Source organism: Candidatus Dependentiae bacterium (assembly GCA_013821315.1).
Lineage (GTDB): Bacteria > Babelota > Babeliae > Babelales > Babelaceae > JACDHA01.
The window spans coordinates 60,550-78,765 of the sequence record JACDHA010000001.1 but is presented as its reverse complement, the minus strand read 5'-3'; the positions used below and the strand labels follow the sequence as shown (position 1 = coordinate 78,765).

The window sequence follows — 18,216 nt, the reverse complement described above, 5'->3', positions numbered from 1 at the left end:
AAAATTTATACTCAATTAAAGCTTGCTATTTATTATTAAGTCAGGAAATACACTGTGAAATTACTTATTTTAAAATTATTAGTTACCGCGTGTTTTATGAGCACGGTATACACTTTATTTCCACCTGGGCCATTTCTCTTAAATGATTATAAAGCACAGCATCCATTAATACCATTAATCAAAAAACAAGATACTATCCTCCTAGAGCAACAGGTGGTTGCTCATCCTGATGATATTTTTATACCAGTTATATGGCAAACCAGATTCCCGCCGCCTTACGAAATATATACCCACGAATCTACTTTAATTTTATGGGCTCTAAAAAAGAATTACCTGCCATGCATCCCTTTGTTTTTGGCTTATGGCGCTTCGATTGATAAAGAGTCTAGAGAAAATGAAGCTTTTATCGAAATTTGCAATGGTCTTTTTGATAAAGCAATTTCTCAAGATAGTATATTAGATGTAGTAAAACTATTGCAGCAAGGTGCACCAAGAAACAAAAACGCACTTGCTTTTCTTGCTAGTAAAAAGCAAGAACTTTTTAAAGCTATAGAGCAAGACAGGTCAGAAATAGTTAAAAAGTTACTCAAGCGAGGCATGAGCATACATATTAAAGACAACTTAGGAAACACTCTGCTTCATAAAGCACTACAAGCGCATAGTAAAGAAACTACTAAAATCTTGTTATGCTATGGTGCTATGCAGCACATAATGAAAAGCAATAAAAGGGAATTAACACCTCTCAACTATATAGCCAATAGCCCCTATAGCAGTATGCAACTCCTTGCTCAGCTTTGTGTGTAATTATTTTTTATGCTTTTAACTTTATGCCAGGCCTGCAAAGTAATAGTACCATCTTTATGAAGCTTTAAAACACAAGTAAGCGTTAACGAATGATCCGGTAAACTAGAGGCTTTTACGGTAATAAGGGCATCTGTTTTTGTAAAATCTACGAGTCCCTCTTTGCCACCATACGACACTTGCTTAGTTACAGGAAAGTGCCACGTATGCCCTTGGTTTTTATAGAGAGCAATACCATAAGAAAGTAAGCCTTCGGTGTAATAGTACTGCTGTTTTTCTTTGCATAACTCATGCAGCGTGGCAATTAAATAGCCGTTATGGCGCGAAAGCACTAAAAGATAGCTACTAAAAACAAATAATACGCTCAACACAAGTGGCAAGATCATAGTAGAGCTTTCAAACGTGGCGCAACAGTACCCTGTATACTAGTATTTTGTGCGTTAAAATTAAAAGCAAAACGAACAAGTTCACTGCCTATAGAAACAGTAAAATCCTTACAACTTCCAGCAATGGCATTAGACACATAGCCATGTTTTTTATCGCTCCAAACACCACGCACTAAATAACCTTTTTTAAGATGCCATTTATAGGAGTTATTACTATCTTTAATAAAAAGCTCTAGTTGATTGTTTTTGCCTCTTTTAACATCAAGCTTAACTGCTGTTGCTATATCATATTCAAGTACACGCCAAGCAATAAGAGCCTGAGTAAAAGTATTAGTACTATATACCTCAGATTGCATGCGATTATAAAAAGCACTAAGCACAGTAAGCAGTAGGCTCAGTAGCAACATCAAGCTCATAAGATAGACACAACACTCAACAAGAGTGATACCAGCTCTTGAACACTTAGGGCAGGTCATGAGGTTACTATACCAGTAATAAGCTCTATACCCTCAGACTTAGACCACCTAACAGACACAGTCAATGTAGCAAAATGAGACAAAACAGCGTCAGGCACCAATCGCCAATGGAGCTTAAAATAGTCTGGAATATTTTTTTGCACTATAGTTCCTTGAGCTCTACATTGTTCTATGCAGGCACTTGCAAGTATAAGTGCTTGCGCCTTTCTGTCAGATCGCATACGTGCTGTAAGAGCGCTGCTATACCAGCCACCAAGTGCCATGCTTAACGTTATAAGCACTATAAGCGCTACCATAATCTCTAGCAGGATAAACCCTGACGATTGACTTTTATGCGATTTTAAATTAAAATTAAAAATAGACATATTTAATTAATAGTACTTAAAAAACTAGGTAACAGAAAGCGAGCTCTATGAACTTTTTTAAACATGTATGCCTTTCTTTTGCTCTTGCGTGCGGACCTATGGTAAGCAGTATACCTCTAATAAGTGGAGGATTACAACTCAATCCAGCTGATCTTGAAGGGCTTAATTTAAATGATGCTGATTCACAAGGCCTTAATGATTTTCTTGAATTTTTAAATAATATGCCACCTGAAGCTCAAGAAGAGCTTGCAAAAGTAGGCAAAGAAATAGACGACAAAATGCGCTCTAAAGGGCTTGATCCTCTTAATCCAGATGATATTTTTAAGTTTATGGAACAAGAAGAACAAGCGCAATCCACGGGCACAAAATTACCCACTATACCAAAAGATACTACAAAACCAGAAATACAAAAGCAGCCAGAAAAACCAACAACTCGTCTAGCCGTTGTTGACCCAACAAATGCTCGTAGCATGCTTAAAGAATTATCTAAAAACTTAGCATCTGTACGCCAAAAAGCTGGCCAGTTCCCTCAGATGAATCATAAGCTTGAGCGTTGGCACCAAGAACTTAACGATCTTATGTACTATCTTACTATTTTAGTAGAAGAGCCCTTGCTTACTTATATAACAAGCAAAGAATTCTCTAAACTCTATAAAAATCTTGAGATACTTGCTCAAGTTGCAGCGACAAATGAACCACTTATAAAGCTCAGAGAGCCTTCTAAACTAAGTGAAGAGAATCCTTATGATACTCTAGGGCTCTTTTCTACAGCAACTCAAGATGAAATTGATCTAGCTTTCCAAACTTTAAAACAGACTAATAGCCCCGATACTATTGAACGGCGTTTAAATAAACCAACTATCTCTAAGCAAGACCGGCATAAAAAAGTCACTGAAGCGAAATTAAAGTTTAGCTTTATACAAGATGCCTATGATCGACTAAAGGAGCCTAAACAGCGGGCACTAACTGATAGGTTGCTACGCGAAAACAGGGGCGGCGACAAGCAACGAATAGAAACTGCTCATAAAGCTTTTTCTCAAATAATAGATCAGTTAAGCACTGCTTTTTATAGCCAAAAAGTTCTGGGAGATATAGAGCAGCTTATCAAGCAACATCAGCCTAAAGAGCTCGAGATTAAAAAAGCTCAAGATGCCCTTGAACAACAAGCAGCTAAACGACTTGCTCAACCAGTAAAAATTGATACACGTGGTATGCAATCACGAGGACAAAAAGATGAATTCTCTGATTTTTATAATCAAGTTCGTCAAGATGCAGCTCGTTCACTGTATGCCCCTCAGCAAGCACCACGCGACTTGAGAAATGGTTCAGACAACAATCCCTTTGGCGATAACAAATCTTCTGGCCAAGACTCAAAACAAGAAGGCGGCAAATCTACGGGTCAAGGCAAAGCTGGCAAACCCGAAGGTAAAGAAAAAAAAGATGAAAACAAAAAAGATACTAAAGAAAAAGATGCTCCTCAAAGGCCAGGATCAGGTTCAGGTGCTAAAGCGCCAAAAATGAGCGATAAAGAAGAAGGTAAGCTTGAAACTACTATAGAGCAGTTAGCAAAAAACATAGCTGGCATTAAAGATGCATTTGATAGCGAAGGCAAATTAATTACCTCTACAGCAGCCGATAGTGATAGTAACGGATTTATGAGAAGCCCAAGTAAAATCACCTCTCTTATTAGCGCTGCTAAAAATGCAGAAAATTATTTTACTAAGCCAACAACTCGTGATAGCACACAATCTGCTCAAGAAGTCTTACAACCGATTGATGCTTTTATTCTGCAACCCGATTTCAAAGACATGTTAAGCAATCTTAATAAAATAGGATCTCAGGTCAATAAAATAAAAGATAACGGTGCTCTTAAAAAATTGTGGAAAGAAAAAGTGTTTGATCCACATGGTCATAAGATAATTTCTTGGCATACTACTTTACATACTGCTTTAAGCAAACAAGCACGCAGCCTCAACCGCAAACCACCCTTTAATGCAGAAAAAGCTAAAACCTATGGCCTTGATAAACCTGAAGTTGACTTAAAAAAGCCAGCAGCAAGTCGTCAAAAAGAATCCCAAAAAGAAGCAGCTAGTAGATCTTTTGTTATCGCACGCGATTGGCCAAGAGAAGCGCACTATTACTTTGATACCATTTCTAAAGCACTGGGCATTAAAGAGTTTCCACCTAAACTTAAAGAACAAGAACAGAAAGATCGTGAAGAACAAAAAAAAGTAGCTCAAATAGGTAATCCTAGACCTCTTGCTGGGCAAATAGTACCAGCACCAGAAACGAGCACTGAAGCTTAAAAGCACCTCTAGCTATATATCTTAAAAGAAAAGGTCCCAAATTACTTGGGACCTTTTCTTTTATTAATCTAATAAACTCTCTACTAACATACAATGCAAGCACAGCGCTCACAGAGATTATCTACATTAGAGGTTATACTCCATTGCCAGCAGCGAGGACATTTAACCCCTTCAGCATGAGATACCAATACATACACTCCAGGCATAGTAGTTGACTGTAAACCTTGAGAACTTGAAGCAAGTTCAAACTGAGATACAATTAAAAACTCTTTAAAAAACTGTTCAAGACTATAGCTATAACGGGTAAATAATGAAAACAACGTTTCAAGGTACTTAAGATTTTCTTGGTTAAGATCAAGATACACTACCAATTTAGCTTCAAGTGAATGCTTGATAAGTTCTTTTTCACGTTCAACTTCAAGAGCCTTAAGAAGCACTGAGCGTACTTGTTTAAGCGTTGCCCATTGAGCTAAATAAGTCTGTTCTTCAAGTTGTAATTGCATTTTGCTTATTGCACCTTGTTGCACTTGCGTACCTTGAGCAGGCCAAAGAGGTTCTAAGCCGCCAAACGAATAGTCTCTTAATTTTTGAGTGTTAGGAAAATTTTGCAAATGGATAGAGCTTTTTTTGTCTTTCTGATAAAAGTCTGAAATCCATTCAGCAGTAAAAGAAAGCACGGGAGCTATTAAACGAGTAAGAGTATCTAAAATATACCATAAAGCTGTTTGAGCTGACCGGCGCTCGGTACCCGTAGCTTTTTCTACATATAAGCGATCTTTAACAATATCAAGATAAAAAGCACTTAACTCTACGCTACAGTAATCAGCCAGTTTATGAAATACATCAGTAAAGTTAACCGACTCATAGGCCTGGGTTATCTCTTCGTTAATCATTGAAAGCTGTGTTACTGCATAGCGATCAAACGGCAGCAGCTTATCAGCAGGCACTGCATCTTTTGTAATATCAAAATCATAGAGATTTGAAAGCATAAATCTGCAGGTATTACGTATCTTACGATACACTTCAGCTACGTTACGAAGAAGAACATCAGATACTACGGGATCGCTTCCATGACCAATACTTGCTACCCATAATCTGAGACCATCAGTGCCTACTTGTTTGACTATATCCTGAGGAGCTACCACGTTTCCAAGTGATTTAGACATTTTTTGGCCTTTAGCATCAACTGTATAGCCATGCGCCATAATAGTTTTTGTGCATGGCTCTTGTTCAAGTACTAAACTGGTAAGCAATGAACTTTGAAACCAGCCACGATGCTGATCGACACCCTCAAGATAGATATCTGCAGGAAATGCTAAAGCAGGATTATTAAAAAGAACCGCGTAATGACTTACCCCTGCATCAAACCAAACATCTAATATATCATACTCTTTTTTAAAGTTAGTAACGCCACAACCAGAGCAAGCAAGTGTTGGATCTATCAAATCTTCTAAATTTACGCGATCCCAATATTCAATACCTTCGCGTGCTATACCCTCAGCCACTTTATCTATAAGCTCAGGAGTCAAGTAATCTTTATCGCAACCAACACACAATAATGCTGGAATTGGTGTACCCCACACGCGTTGCCTTGATAAACACCATTCCCACCTGTTTTCAACAGTTGCGCGCAAAAAGTTTCTGCCTCTATCAGGAATAAAGTTCATAGCCTCAATAGCATCAAGAGCTCTTTGCTTTACATTCTGACGCTCAAGGTCAAAAAACCATTGGGGTGTAGCTCTAAATATAAGGCCGTTATGGCAACGCCAGCAATGGGGGTAACTATGCGTAATGTTTGTTTTATAAAATAACTTTTGAAGTTGCGCAAGTTTACGAATTACCCAAATTTGACCCTCAGCTACTGGCATATCCACAAGCTCTTTTGGCTCTATATCTTGGGTATACTTACCATCAGCACTAATTGGCGAATAAATAGATAGACCATTTTTTACACCAACTTCATAATCAATAGGACCACAACCAGGAGCGCAATGAACAAATGCTGTACCCTCTTGCGTACCAACTGAATCATCAAACAATAACGGGCTATCTTGATCTATAAAAGGATGTTTAACAGAAAGACCACCAAGCTCTTTTGAGTTAAATTGTTTAAGTACTTGTTTTTCACCTTCAACAAGCTGTGCTATTTTATCAGCAACATCTGCACCTACCACAATATAAGTATCTTTTACGTTAAGAAGCACATACTGAGCATTAGGTTTTACTAACACGGCTCTATTAAGTGGTAAAGTCCATGGTGTTGTTGTCCACACAAGAATGCTTACGGGATTATCTATACCAAATAAACGTTGACTATCAGCTTGTTTGAACTCAAAAAGCACATAAAGAGAGGGATCTTTACGATCTTTATACTCAATTTCAGCAGAGGCTAACACTGTTTTATCATTAAAACACCAAGGCACTGTCTTATTTTTACGCTCGATAAAATTATTTTTAACTAATTTACCAAAAGCTTTCACCGTTACGGCTTCATAAGCATAATCCATAGTAATATACGGATGGTCCCAATCCATTAACACGCCTAAGTTTTTAAATGCTTGACGTTGTACATCTATCCAATTATTAGCATAAGTACGGCAAGCTTTCTTAAGATCAAGTGAGCTTAGCCCAGGGTTTTCTTGAGCAACTTTGAGTTCTATAGGTAGTCCATGGCAATCCCATCCAGGAGTTACCGGTACATGATAACCACTCATACGGCGCGATTTACATAAAATATCTTTTAATATCTTATTATACGCATGCCCTAAGTGAATATTGCCGTTAGCATAGGGAGGACCATCATGCAAGATATACTTAGCATGACCGGTATTATGTTCAAAAGAAGCATGATACAGATCTTCTTGTTGCCAACGCTCAAGAAGCGTAACATCTTCAACAGCAGCATTTGCTCGTATAGGAAAATCCGTGCGGGGCAAATTAAGCGTCTCTTTAAAACTCTTTTTAGAGTTATCGTGAGAGTCCATTGCGGATCCTTTCAATTACAAAGTAAAATTATATAAAAAATAAGGTAGTTAGATCGTAGTTTGATTTAGGCAATACTGCCCACTAATAGAAGATAAGAGAGGTATAAAATAGTTGCCTACAAAAAGGCATAAAAACCACAGCCTAAAGGGTATAGTTAAAAATAAAAGAAAGAATTGTAACATAATTACAGTTTCCTGAGCTACAAGAGTATATAAGCTATTATTGATTTAATAATAGCTCAATAGCCAAATAATTACAATTAATACAGGCGCTTTGACCTGCTCTTACACTAAAAGTGCCCGCTTCTTGCAGGCACTTTTAGACAAGTTTTTATACTATTTTATTGATGTGCTCTTTTAAAAACTCTTGTTGAAGAAGAGTCGAACGTACAAACTTGCATAATACTTTTGAGTATTTCAGGGTTGTTAGGAGTAAAATGTAAAGGAGTTAAACCTACCTTATTTTTCTTGTTTAAAGCTTGGGGTATTCTATCTACATATACTTTGCATATTACATGTTCATATGATAAGGGATCTATATTTTCATCATCTAATAAAAAGTGTTCTCTCCCAGCATATAAGCTAAGCAATAACATAACTAGTTCTTGATTACCCACTTGTATAGCTTTATGAAGTAAAGTATTACCTTCTTTATCACATGTATTTAATGTAAAGCCTCTTTGAAGCATATGTATAACAGTTTTGTTAGCTTCTTTAGTGTTGGCTTCAATAGCATTAAATAATTGAGTACGTTGCACATTAATAAAATCTAGTACTTCTTTGCAAGCATAGCCCTCATTTTTAAGAAGTGAGGTTACTGATTTTAAATTACCTACTGATACAGCATGCTTTAAGCTACTTTGCATACCAAGTGCCTCTTTAATTTCTACATTATCGGCTGACAATTCAGAAACTGGAGCCCCATGCGCTAAAAGTTGTTGAATAATATACAACTTAGAATGATTAGGGCGTATTAATTCTGTACGATCAAATTCATCATGTAATAGTGCGTCTAAATATTCACCCTTAAAGCTTTCTGTTTCAAAAGAAGCTCCATGATTAAGTAAAAATTCAATGACTTTTGCTTGTCCAAATAAAATGGCTTGATGAAGCATTGTTCGGCCACTATCATCATAGTCATTTATTCTCCAACCATGCTTTAAAAATACTTCAATAGCATCAATATGCCCTGATTCTGCTGCATGCAAAGGGGCTATGCAAACTGGACCACTAGGCTCATCGTCCATATATGCACTACTAGCAAGTAAATATTCTATAATTTCTTTATTACCGTAACCTGCAGCTATAATGATAGCTGTAAGTCCTTCCTCATCAGAAGCATTGACATCAACTTTAGCTTCAATAAGACACTTGACCATTGCTATATCGTCATTTTTAATAGCAATACATAAAGGCAAATTAGCTGAAATATCATAAGCTTCATCTGATGTAGCTTCTTTACTTAGTAAATAACGCGCAATATCCACATATCCTTTTTGTGCAGCTAAATGAAGGGGTGTGCTATGACCATTGGCTGTAAGAAGATTTACATCTACGCCGTAGTCTATAAGAAACTTGACTAATTCTAGATTATTACAAGCAACTGCTGTATGCAAAGGAGCATAGTGTCCACAATAGGTATTAATATCAACGCCATTGTCAATAATAACCTGTAATAGCTCTTTATCACCTAAATGTACAGCATAATGAATAAGTGACCATAGTTTACCGTGATTATATTCAGCTGCAACAAACTTTTCAAATATATTTACTTGCCTGTTCCAACACCAAGGTGCTTGATCATAATTATATACAGAGCTAGCATTATTTTTAAGTAGTATGCCAATTACTTCCTTATTAATAGGCCTTTGCTCACAAGCTAATTGCAAAGGCGTTAATTGCACTCGAGCACCATAATTGCAAGCAATATTTGGGTTGGCCCCATACTTCAACAGTGTTTCAACCAATTTAGGGATTAATTCAATTGCTAAGTGAAGCAAGGTCTTACCACCAGCATATACAGCATTCACATCTATTTTTTTTTCCTCTAACAAACTAGCTAAGTGCTCTTGAGTACCATTTCTCATGAGTTCATCAATCTTTTTATTCTCTAAATCAGTTAGCCTCATCCGATCAATAAAATTTTGAGTATAACCAGAACCTAATACAGGCTGCACCATTGATAGAAGCTGAAAAGTTAACATTAAAGAACATACAAGCGTGGATACTATCATAAATTTTTTCATCTATTCCTCAAACTTAATATCAAATATTTTAATTTATATTTTTAATTATAACATAAAATAAAAATTGTACAACAAATTATATTTGCCATTAAAAATACTCTAAGTGGTAGCTCTAAACGCTACTATTGACTTTGCACCAATCAACTCACTAAACTATTAGCAAAATATACTTAATAACTACTTACCTAAGGTCTTCTATGCTTATACGCATTTTTAAAAACCCAGTTCTTCTTGGCTTACTAGCTGCTTTAATTAATTATACTTTAAGTGTTACTTATTCTTTTACTTTAGCACCTTATATAACAGCTCAAACAGCTCTACGCGATAGTAGTTTAGATATCTTGGGAGCATTACTAGCATTTGTCGTTTCAGGATTTATACTAGGATATTTGTATGGAAAAACTTATCACGCATTTATCACACGCAGCTCTAGTTATCTTATAGCCATAAGCTCTCTTGCTTTTTCTGTGTTATTTGAGACAATACGTGGTTTTGCTCTTTTAAATTCAACAAGCATTGCCACTCGAGTGCAAAATTATACTCAAGGGTTAGGAACTGAATCTAGTAGTACAGCCTTTTTTATACTTACTCTTACCCTAGCTATACCTGCGCTTATTTTAATAACCAGAGTATCTTTAAGATGGGGTACTCGTGTAGCATTAGCTCAACAACACCATAAAAATAACTAATAGCTAAAGGATTATTATGCTTGATCGACTTTCTAAAAACCCTCTTGTATTAGGACTGTTTTTTTTACTAGTCTCCCTGACTTTTGGTGCTTTATTTATGCTTCCTGCTTTAGCGCTGCAGTGGCTTAAAACTATGTATACAACTCAAGAACCAAATGGTTGGCAGACTATTATTTTTCTTGTATTGTTTATAAGTAATCTTTTGGTATCTGGATTTATCATAGGTTATTTTTATTCTAAATATCATGAGGAAGCCTTAAGTCAATTGCAAAAAAGAGTTATACCTTTAAGTTTTATTTTATATAGTTTACTAATTGGTGAAACAATTAATTTTCTGCAAGGACAAGAGTCACAAATTGGCAAATTTTTCCATAAAATTAAAGCTCAACAAGGTGGTATTGATAGTCTTATGGAGATTTTTTTAAGCTTAGTGCTTATCACAATAGGAATAGCCTTCACCGTTGCATTAAGCAAATGGGCACTAGGTAAAGGTAGTAAAACTGCGCTTAAAGTATAACTTAAAAGCACCGATGGGATATTTCTTAAGATTTAGGAGTTTTCGAACTCTGATAAAGGCCTACAAGCTCAGTTTCAGCTAGTATATGCTCTTTAATAGCATCAAGAAGCTCTTCTTTGGTTGCTCCAGGCTTTAAATCAAGCATACTATCAAGTGCATACAGTCTAAAAAAGTATCTGTGCGCATCACCCATTGGTGGACAAGGGCCGTCCCATCCTATTTTTTTGGAACTATTACGTCCTTGAAGTGTACCATCACTTACTTCTTTTTTTCTATCTAAAATAGGACCTATATTTTTACGATTCACCGGAATATTATACACTATCCAATGCACCCAAGGCTCAGATTTTGACGCGTCAGGATCCAAACAAATTAACACAAGACTGCGTGAACCTTTAGGAACTCCTTGCCAATAAAGGGTCGGTATAACATTACGACCTTCACAGGTATACTCTCTAGGAATAGGCTGTTCATGCGCAAACGCCGTACTTAGCAGCTTAAAGAGCGGCACTGCCTGTGTGTCTAGTATACTCATAAAAACCCCTGTAAGTAAGAAATAGTTCATCTTGAGCTCAGTTCTTTTGTCCTATTTATTTCTTTTAGAATAATACTTTTTACTATCAAAATGCAAGAATTACTATTTTTACCCAAGAAAAAGGCATTTGCGATAACAATTAAATATATAAAGTTATACATTTAATTTTGAGCTTTAAAAAAGACCTGCTACTCTTGATAAAAACCATTACTATAATTATAGGCATCTTTATGAAATTACCCATTATTCTTTTTTTAATCTCAATGAGTGCATATGGTTTTGCTTCTATTAGTACACCTAGTACAAATCAGCAGCTTATTGATGCAGCTCAAACGGATAATACAACTTTTATTAAAGATCTTATTGAGCATCAAGGGGCCTGTGTAAACACCCAAGGGTATTGTGGAATAAGTCCGTTACATCAAGCGGCAGCTCATGATCAATCAGAAGTAGTCGAATTGCTTATCCATCAGGGGGCAGAAATAGAACTTGAGAATAATAGTAGACAAACAGCACTCCATACAGCTGCATATTCTGGCGCCTTGAGAACATTACAAAAACTTATCGATTACAAGGCAAATGTTAATGCTCGCAATTGTATTGACGCAACTCCTCTCCATTTAGCAGCTAGTCAAGGTCATACAAAAGCACTAGAAATTCTACTTAATAATGGCGCAGAGGTTAATGCTCGTAATAAATCTAGATTTACACCCCTTCATCTTGCAGCACGTCATAACCATGTAAGGGCACTTGAATTTCTTTTACTGTATGGAGCTCATATTAAAGCGTACACTCCCTGTAGACTAACCGCTTTACACAGCGCTGTGTTCCATTATAAAGCCAAAGCAACCGAAATATTAATTGCCTATAATGCTCCTGCAAACGAAAAAATAAATTGTCATCCTACGTACAAGTATGCACAACAAAACCAGTGCCATTTATTGACAGCTGTAATACAAGATGATGCTCGTAAGATTGTGCATTTACTTAACAAAGGTGCTTATGCTAACAGCCGAGTAAAACTCTACTTTGCTCGCAAAACTCAGGAATTATTTGATGCAATAGGCATTGATGACGTTACTACAGTAATACAACTGCTTAAACATGGTTGTAGCTTAAAAAGCAAGGACAGGCAAAAAAATACCCTTCTTCATTTAGCATGTAAACATAAAAGTAAAAACACACTACAGCTTCTTTTGAGTATGCAAGAAAGCAGGGAACATTTAAGTAAGGAAAACACCTCTAATCTTACTCCTATTGAACTTGCAGTTACAACAAGTACTAACCACTTTGAACTTTTACAAGAGCTTGTAAACTCTTTAAATACAAGCACAATAGACGCAGAGGAACTATGAAAAGAAAAATTGGAGTCTGGGGTTTAGGCGTTGTGGGAAAATCAGTAATAAGCTATCTTGCGAGTGACACTGTAGAACTTCAAGTTTTAGATAAGCGGCTACCAACTGAAGAGGAACAGGCGTTTTTAAATAAACATTCGTGTATGTATAGGCCTGAATCTGAGCTTAACGAGTTTTTAGACTCTAACAACGAAATTATACCGAGTCCTGGTATAGATTTAAGAAAATATAATCAGTATAGCCATAAATGGCAGTCTGAACTTGATTTATTTTCCCAAGCATGGCATAAACCACTTATTGCTGTTACAGGCACTGTAGGTAAAACATCTGTTGTGCACTTACTCTCTAAAATATTAGAACATTATAGCAAACAAGTTGCCACAGGGGGTAATATAGGCCTTGGTATGCTCGATTTACTTGGGCAACAACAGCAGGCAGATGTTGGCTTGCTTGAGCTGTCAAGCTTTCAGCTTGAGTTATGTAAAACATTTGCGCCAACAGTTGCTGTCTGGACTAATTTTTATCCAAATCACCTAGATCGCCATGGTACTGTAAAAGAATATTTTGATGCTAAATATAAAATCTTAGCACAGCAAACCCAAGCTCAGCATACTATTGTACCATTAGAACTGGGAGCCTATTTTTTAAATATCCCAAAGCTTACAGAAAAGCCGCTTGTCTACTTTAGCACTACAGCGCCATCTTCAAGTGATAAATTAGTATTAAAAGCTAACGACATACTCTATTATTTTGATAACACTAGTATCGTTAAATACACTTCTACTTTAGGTGCTAAAACTATTTTTGATAGTGCACTGCTGCCAAGCATATCCTATAAGGCTAATTGGGTTATACTTATAGCAGTATGTGATCAACTTGGATTGCCACTTGAAAAATTAACAAGCTTGCCAGACATTGATTTACCAGCTCATAGACTAGCCCTTGTCGCAACTATCAATGGCGTAAGCTATTATAACGATTCTAAGTCTACCATCGCGCAGGCTACCTTAGCAGCTGTGGATCATCTACAGTCTGAGCCTCTTTACTTGTTGCTTGGTGGTGTTAGTAAAGGAGTTGATCGCAAACCACTTATTCAACTACTTAAAAATAAAGTAAAAAAAATCGTCTGCTTTGGTGCTGAATCAGAACTACTGTATTCTTACTGCTTTGAAGTTGGCATTCCGGCAGAACAGCACTTAAGCCTGGAGACAGCATTTAAAGCTTGTGCTACTCAAGCTCAACCAAAAGACATTGTGCTTCTTTCACCGGCTGGAGCAAGTTTTGATCTTTTTAAAAATTACCAAGAGCGTGGTGCTTGTTTTGAGCAATTAGTAAAAGCTTTAGAACAACAAGAAGGCCTTACTTAAATAGTAAGGCCTTCTTGTTGTTAGTTAAAAACCAATTTAGTAAGTATAAAATTTCACTTTAGGATTATGTCCCTGTCTTAAAATAGGGGGCTGTGCATTTTTAAAAAATGATTGCAAGCTACTTACAAAGACTGGTCGCAAATCAATTTGTGCTGCATTCTTTTTTCCAGCAGCATCTACTACGTTTGCCCATACTTTAATTGGAGTGATAAGTTGTCCGTTAGCATTACGCGGAGCTTGTCCTATAGCTTGCTCTAAGTTTTGCCAACTCACCCAAGCAATGGAATCTTTTTCGAGAAATTTACGATTAGCTTGAGGATTAGTTAATAACTGCTGACGTTTACTATAAAAATTACTTACAAGGTTTCCTAAACTTTGAGGAGAGAATTTCGTAATGTAGATTACCGTATGCTTATTATCATTAACTACCACATTGCGAGTATTTTTTCCAAGACTATCTATATAGGTTAATAACGTCCCTGGATTACCTAGGAGTCCCATTGCTTCCTCAGATAATTCTCTTGAAGCAGTGTCCTTTGGTTCTTCCTTTGGATCTCTTCTACCACCCAAAGCATCATAGGTGCCTTTATCCGTACCCGATGCTTCTCGTAAAAGTAGAAGGTACGCTTTGCCACCTTGGTTTTTTGGCTTCCAGCGTGTATAAGGAAGAACTGATGCACCACCATACTGAACCTTGGACAAAGCTAGTGCTGGTGCTAGAGCAGCAAAAGTAAATACTGCGTTGAGTAAAGTTGCAAAACCTACAATCAGGTAAACTATTAATCTTTTTTGCTTCATGAAAATTCCTTTATTTTTTTTAAAATATTTTTTATTATCAATTATAATTATATTTTAAAATACACTAGTAGTGCAAGAATTTCTTAAAGTAATAGAGCTATGAAACTAAAGTATAGTTTACTGACTCATGGGTAAGGGCTGGTTGATTATGTACAGTTATTATACGTGCTGGTGGAAATACAAACCACTGTACTTTTGAACGCTGTACACTAAAACCTAACTTCTCATAAGCAGCTACATACTGATCAGTAAACTGAAAATCTTGAATAACAATAGTACCATGGGGTTTAAGAACTCGAGCCATCTCTTGTAAAGCTTTTTCTCTGCTTTTGCGGTTAGATATAGCATGCAAAACAAAACTAGACAAAACAACATCAAAGCTACCACTTTCAAAAGGCAAAGCTGTAGCGTCAGCATCAAAAACAGAAACCTTATGTTCTACACCTTCTTTTTGTGCGTTAGCAAGAACAGCTTTTTTAGTATTGCCTGAAAGATCTCTATAGCGCCAGGTATCAATACCTACTGCTTTTCCTGTAGTAAGACGATGCGCTGCACCTATAAGTAACAAACCGCGCCCACAACCAACATCAAGTACTCGCTCATTACCTCGCCAAGTAATTTTATCAAGCATTTTATGGCTTTGAATATATTTACCAAAAAGACTACTAAATATCATATAAGCAGCTACACCTAAACAATAGAGAGAAGCCAATAGCACTAACAAAGAAATGCTACAGTGCATCCAAGAATTGCACGTAGTATAATAAAGTCCTAAAGCGAAAGCTAAAAGAGCTATCCCACTTAGGGCAAAACCTACTATAACAAGCGGTGCATCAATACCATAGTTAGAAAAACGGGGCTTAGATGACATTAATTCTTTTTTATTCATAGTATCGTCCTACGATTGTTAATAATTTTTTGTTGATAATTTTTAAAATCAGCTTAAGTTTTAGTATACCAATTTTTTAGTTAAGTTCACTTATTTAAGCACATATCTCTTTACTTTGAGGTCTAATTTTAATTAATCTCACATTAGCTAAGGCATTATACTGAACTTGTATATAAAAGAGATATTATGGGCAAAACTATATTACCTAAAGATAAAGTATATTGGTATACTCTCAAAAATCCTTCTAAAAAAGAGCTTACTAACGACATACAAATTGATGTCGCTGTTATAGGTGGTGGTGCTGCGGGACTTGCAGCTGCTCATAGTTTTCGCGCAAAAGGCCTTTCAGTTGCCTTACTTGAAAAAGATTTTTGTGGTGCTGGCGCAAGTGGCAAAAGTTCAGGTTTTGTTAGCCCTGATTCAGAATTAGAAGCAGACAACTTTACTAGCCGTTGGGGCATAGAGGGCGCTCAAAAGTTATGGAACTTTTCTTTATCTGGATGCAATTTACTAGAACAATATATACAAAAATACGGTATTGAGTGTGATTATCAAAAACAAGATACGCTCTTTATTTCGACAAGTAAGCATAGTGCTAAAGAGGTGGCGCGTGAACATGAAGCACGACTTAAACTTAACTATCCAAGTCGCTTGTATACAAAGCCACAGCTGTCTAGCATAATAAATAGCTCATATTACACAAATGCTGTACGTGATAGCTCAACGTTTGGCATTATAGCCTATTTATATTGCCAAGGTTTTAAAGATGTTTTAATCAATTTAGGAGTGCAAATTTATGAAAACACCCCCGCTTTACGTATAGACGATCACACTATTACTACACCTCATGCTCAGGTAAAAGCACAGCATATTATAGTTGCTGTTGACCGTTTTTTACCGGACCTTCATAAATTTGAGCTTGACGTCTATCATGCTCAAACCTTTTTAATGGTTTCAAAACCACTTTCTGATAGACAAATAGAAAGTCTGTTTCCTGAAAAAAATCTTATGATTACTGATACAGAGTTAGTATTTAACTATTTTAGAGTTGCGCATACTAATCGCCTACTGTTAGGAGGAGGAAGCATTCTATCAACGTATGCAAAAAATCCTAATCATCATGCAACCCATATATATAATAAGCTTACTCGTTATATAAGCAAGGTATTTCCTCATATGCAGCTTGAGTTTGAGTATATGTGGCCCGGGCTTATTGGTATAACTAAAGATTTATTACCGTTAGCTGAACCAGATAGTCAGTATTCACATATTTATTATATAAGTGGCGCAACAGGGCTCTCCTGGGCAACTGCTTTAGGTAACTATAGTGCTGAAAAAATACTCTCTAACAAAAGTGATATGGATGCGTATTTTTCAAGCTCACGAAGCTTTGGTGTAAATCATAGAGTACAGCATATCATAGGCACAAAAGCATCGTTTGCTTTAGGCAATTTTATAAATAAATATTTAAAATAAAGTCTCATTATGTATGAAGGTTCTACCAAAGCTTATTACTTTGTTATTTTTATAGTGTTAGTAGGCTACTCATTAGCTAGTATAAGCATGAATTTGGTTAAGACATACCTTAATAATAAAGCTACACAGTATTATAGTAACCAACTTTGGAAGGCATTACACACTAACGATACAATCAAAGTACAAAAAGCATTAAGTAAAGGCGCACAACTTACTCTTCAGGGCATGCATACTCCCCTTACTTGGGCTTATCTTAACAAAGAATATACTATGTTAAAACTTTTGCTTACTCATACAGCATTACATACTGATCAACAAAGCATTCTCTATTCATCACTTACTAGTATTTTTAAAGATGCTTTAGAAACAGCTAATAGCCAAGTAATTGAACTTTTTCTTACGGCTTTACCCTCGCTAGTGCAAACTACAAAAGAGTTCAGCTTCCATTGGTTAACACAAAAACATAACCCCGGCAACTACAGCAAATCAATTGAGAAAATAGCAGAGCTTTTAGTGCAGCATGGTGTTTCCCCAGATAGTCAAAACTACTCAGGCAATACACCCCTCCACCATGCTGCTGAACAGCTTAATATTCATTTAATTAACTGTTTACTCAAATACAAAGTTAACCCCTGCATTAAAAACCAAAAGGGTGAATGTGCTTATCAAACAGCAGCTAACGCTCCTGCATTTGATATGGAAAAAAAAAACAAAGAGCTACATGAGTATTATTTTTCTAAATTAGAAGAAAGTTCAGATTTTATCCAAAAAACATGGCCTTTAAATACTGCTTCTATTAAAAATCATATTGTTAGCCTTCTTTTAGATTATCGAGCACAAAATCATCAAGCAGCATGCACTGCTTTAGCTCGGCTACTTGCCTTACAGCCACTTATAGTAATTAATGCTCAAGATCAATTAAAAACTATTACCGTGCCGCTCGATATAGCCCAAGCTATTTCAAACTATGTCTTTACTTAGCCAACTTTTTCTAGATTTTTTATTAGCGCCTGTCTTATTTGATAA

Annotated in this window: 16 protein-coding genes; 8 read left to right on the top strand and 8 right to left on the bottom strand. The window is 36.3% G+C overall.

Annotation, left to right across the window (positions count from 1 at the left end):
* Positions 1 to 54: 54 nt before the first annotated feature.
* Positions 55 to 804, top strand: a complete 750-nt coding sequence (locus H0X48_00400) for an ankyrin repeat domain-containing protein (protein MBA3953767.1) — start codon at positions 55 to 57, stop codon at positions 802 to 804.
* On the opposite strand, the gene H0X48_00395 is transcribed toward H0X48_00400, so the two are convergent.
* From H0X48_00395 to H0X48_00385, 3 genes are read right to left on the bottom strand one after another with little or no spacing between them, the layout of a single operon-like run.
* Positions 789 to 1,187, bottom strand: a complete 399-nt coding sequence (locus H0X48_00395) for a hypothetical protein (protein ID MBA3953766.1) — start codon at positions 1,185 to 1,187, stop codon at positions 789 to 791. The genes H0X48_00400 and H0X48_00395 overlap by 16 nt on opposite strands.
* Positions 1,184 to 1,663 carry a hypothetical protein gene (locus H0X48_00390; protein MBA3953765.1) on the bottom strand — a complete coding sequence of 160 codons (480 nt, stop codon included), beginning with the start codon at positions 1,661 to 1,663 and terminating at the stop codon, positions 1,184 to 1,186. Before H0X48_00390 ends, H0X48_00395 begins: the two co-directional genes overlap by 4 nt.
* Positions 1,660 to 2,028: a type II secretion system protein gene (locus tag H0X48_00385; GenBank protein MBA3953764.1), complete on the bottom strand. Its 369-nt coding sequence runs from the start codon at positions 2,026 to 2,028 to the stop codon at positions 1,660 to 1,662. Before H0X48_00385 ends, H0X48_00390 begins: the two co-directional genes overlap by 4 nt.
* A gap of 47 nt (positions 2,029 to 2,075) precedes the next feature.
* On the opposite strand from H0X48_00385, the gene H0X48_00380 reads away from it, so the two are divergent.
* Entirely contained in the window at positions 2,076 to 4,334 is a 2,259-nt protein-coding gene (locus H0X48_00380) for a hypothetical protein (GenBank protein MBA3953763.1), read from the top strand.
* Between the two features lie 83 nt (positions 4,335 to 4,417).
* On the opposite strand, the gene ileS is transcribed toward H0X48_00380, so the two are convergent.
* Together ileS and H0X48_00370 are read right to left on the bottom strand one after the other, a co-directional pair.
* On the bottom strand, positions 4,418 to 7,318 hold the full coding sequence (ileS, locus tag H0X48_00375) for an isoleucine--tRNA ligase (GenBank protein ID MBA3953762.1): 2,901 nt from the start codon (positions 7,316 to 7,318) through the stop codon (positions 4,418 to 4,420).
* Positions 7,319 to 7,659: 341 nt separating this feature from the next.
* Positions 7,660 to 9,564 (bottom strand): ankyrin repeat domain-containing protein, encoded by a 1,905-nt coding sequence (locus tag H0X48_00370; protein MBA3953761.1) that lies wholly within the window; start codon positions 9,562 to 9,564, stop codon positions 7,660 to 7,662.
* 197 nt (positions 9,565 to 9,761) lie between these two features.
* Here H0X48_00370 and H0X48_00365 point away from each other — a divergent pair, with 197 nt between their 5' ends.
* Both H0X48_00365 and H0X48_00360 read left to right on the top strand, forming a co-directional pair.
* Positions 9,762 to 10,253, top strand: coding sequence for a hypothetical protein (locus H0X48_00365; GenBank protein MBA3953760.1), 492 nt, complete (start codon positions 9,762 to 9,764; stop codon positions 10,251 to 10,253).
* Between the two features lie 16 nt (positions 10,254 to 10,269).
* Positions 10,270 to 10,770, top strand: coding sequence for a hypothetical protein (locus H0X48_00360; GenBank protein ID MBA3953759.1), 501 nt, complete (start codon positions 10,270 to 10,272; stop codon positions 10,768 to 10,770).
* 25 nt (positions 10,771 to 10,795) lie between these two features.
* Here H0X48_00360 and H0X48_00355 read toward each other — a convergent pair whose 3' ends face one another.
* Positions 10,796 to 11,305 (bottom strand): YbhB/YbcL family Raf kinase inhibitor-like protein, encoded by a 510-nt coding sequence (locus H0X48_00355; protein ID MBA3953758.1) that lies wholly within the window; start codon positions 11,303 to 11,305, stop codon positions 10,796 to 10,798.
* A 230-nt stretch (positions 11,306 to 11,535) separates the two neighbouring features.
* On the opposite strand from H0X48_00355, the gene H0X48_00350 reads away from it, so the two are divergent.
* Positions 11,536 to 12,660 (top strand): ankyrin repeat domain-containing protein, encoded by a 1,125-nt coding sequence (locus H0X48_00350; GenBank protein ID MBA3953757.1) that lies wholly within the window; start codon positions 11,536 to 11,538, stop codon positions 12,658 to 12,660.
* Positions 12,657 to 14,027 (top strand): UDP-N-acetylmuramoyl-L-alanine--D-glutamate ligase, encoded by a 1,371-nt coding sequence (gene murD / locus H0X48_00345; protein ID MBA3953756.1) that lies wholly within the window; start codon positions 12,657 to 12,659, stop codon positions 14,025 to 14,027. The genes H0X48_00350 and murD overlap by 4 nt, the downstream gene beginning before the upstream one ends.
* 36 nt (positions 14,028 to 14,063) lie before the next feature.
* Here murD and H0X48_00340 read toward each other — a convergent pair whose 3' ends face one another.
* The gene (locus H0X48_00340; protein ID MBA3953755.1) at positions 14,064 to 14,825 is read right to left on the bottom strand and encodes an NUDIX hydrolase; all 762 of its coding nucleotides are present in this window, start codon (positions 14,823 to 14,825) and stop codon (positions 14,064 to 14,066) included.
* Between the two features lie 97 nt (positions 14,826 to 14,922).
* Complete coding sequence (locus H0X48_00335) at positions 14,923 to 15,714, bottom strand: class I SAM-dependent methyltransferase (protein MBA3953754.1); 792 nt, start codon at positions 15,712 to 15,714, stop codon at positions 14,923 to 14,925.
* Between the two features lie 186 nt (positions 15,715 to 15,900).
* Here H0X48_00335 and H0X48_00330 point away from each other — a divergent pair, with 186 nt between their 5' ends.
* Together H0X48_00330 and H0X48_00325 are read left to right on the top strand one after the other, a co-directional pair.
* On the top strand, positions 15,901 to 17,190 hold the full coding sequence (locus H0X48_00330; GenBank protein ID MBA3953753.1) for an FAD-binding oxidoreductase: 1,290 nt from the start codon (positions 15,901 to 15,903) through the stop codon (positions 17,188 to 17,190).
* 9 nt (positions 17,191 to 17,199) lie between these two features.
* The gene (locus tag H0X48_00325) at positions 17,200 to 18,171 is read left to right on the top strand and encodes an ankyrin repeat domain-containing protein (protein MBA3953752.1); all 972 of its coding nucleotides are present in this window, start codon (positions 17,200 to 17,202) and stop codon (positions 18,169 to 18,171) included.
* Positions 18,172 to 18,216 lie beyond the last annotated feature (45 nt).

Coding starts and splice junctions, on each gene's coding strand:
- H0X48_00395 (MBA3953766.1), bottom strand. CDS start 1,187: ATGATCTTGCCACTTGTGTTGAGCGTATTATTTGTTTTTAGTAGCTAT.
- H0X48_00390 (MBA3953765.1), bottom strand. CDS start 1,663: ATGACCTGCCCTAAGTGTTCAAGAGCTGGTATCACTCTTGTTGAGTGT.
- H0X48_00385 (MBA3953764.1), bottom strand. CDS start 2,028: ATGTCTATTTTTAATTTTAATTTAAAATCGCATAAAAGTCAATCGTCA.
- H0X48_00380 (MBA3953763.1), top strand. CDS start 2,076: ATGAACTTTTTTAAACATGTATGCCTTTCTTTTGCTCTTGCGTGCGGA.
- ileS (MBA3953762.1), bottom strand. CDS start 7,318: ATGGACTCTCACGATAACTCTAAAAAGAGTTTTAAAGAGACGCTTAAT.
- H0X48_00370 (MBA3953761.1), bottom strand. CDS start 9,564: ATGAAAAAATTTATGATAGTATCCACGCTTGTATGTTCTTTAATGTTA.
- H0X48_00365 (MBA3953760.1), top strand. CDS start 9,762: ATGCTTATACGCATTTTTAAAAACCCAGTTCTTCTTGGCTTACTAGCT.
- H0X48_00360 (MBA3953759.1), top strand. CDS start 10,270: ATGCTTGATCGACTTTCTAAAAACCCTCTTGTATTAGGACTGTTTTTT.
- H0X48_00355 (MBA3953758.1), bottom strand. CDS start 11,305: ATGAGTATACTAGACACACAGGCAGTGCCGCTCTTTAAGCTGCTAAGT.
- H0X48_00350 (MBA3953757.1), top strand. CDS start 11,536: ATGAAATTACCCATTATTCTTTTTTTAATCTCAATGAGTGCATATGGT.
- murD (MBA3953756.1), top strand. CDS start 12,657: ATGAAAAGAAAAATTGGAGTCTGGGGTTTAGGCGTTGTGGGAAAATCA.
- H0X48_00340 (MBA3953755.1), bottom strand. CDS start 14,825: ATGAAGCAAAAAAGATTAATAGTTTACCTGATTGTAGGTTTTGCAACT.
- H0X48_00335 (MBA3953754.1), bottom strand. CDS start 15,714: ATGAATAAAAAAGAATTAATGTCATCTAAGCCCCGTTTTTCTAACTAT.
- H0X48_00330 (MBA3953753.1), top strand. CDS start 15,901: ATGGGCAAAACTATATTACCTAAAGATAAAGTATATTGGTATACTCTC.
- H0X48_00325 (MBA3953752.1), top strand. CDS start 17,200: ATGTATGAAGGTTCTACCAAAGCTTATTACTTTGTTATTTTTATAGTG.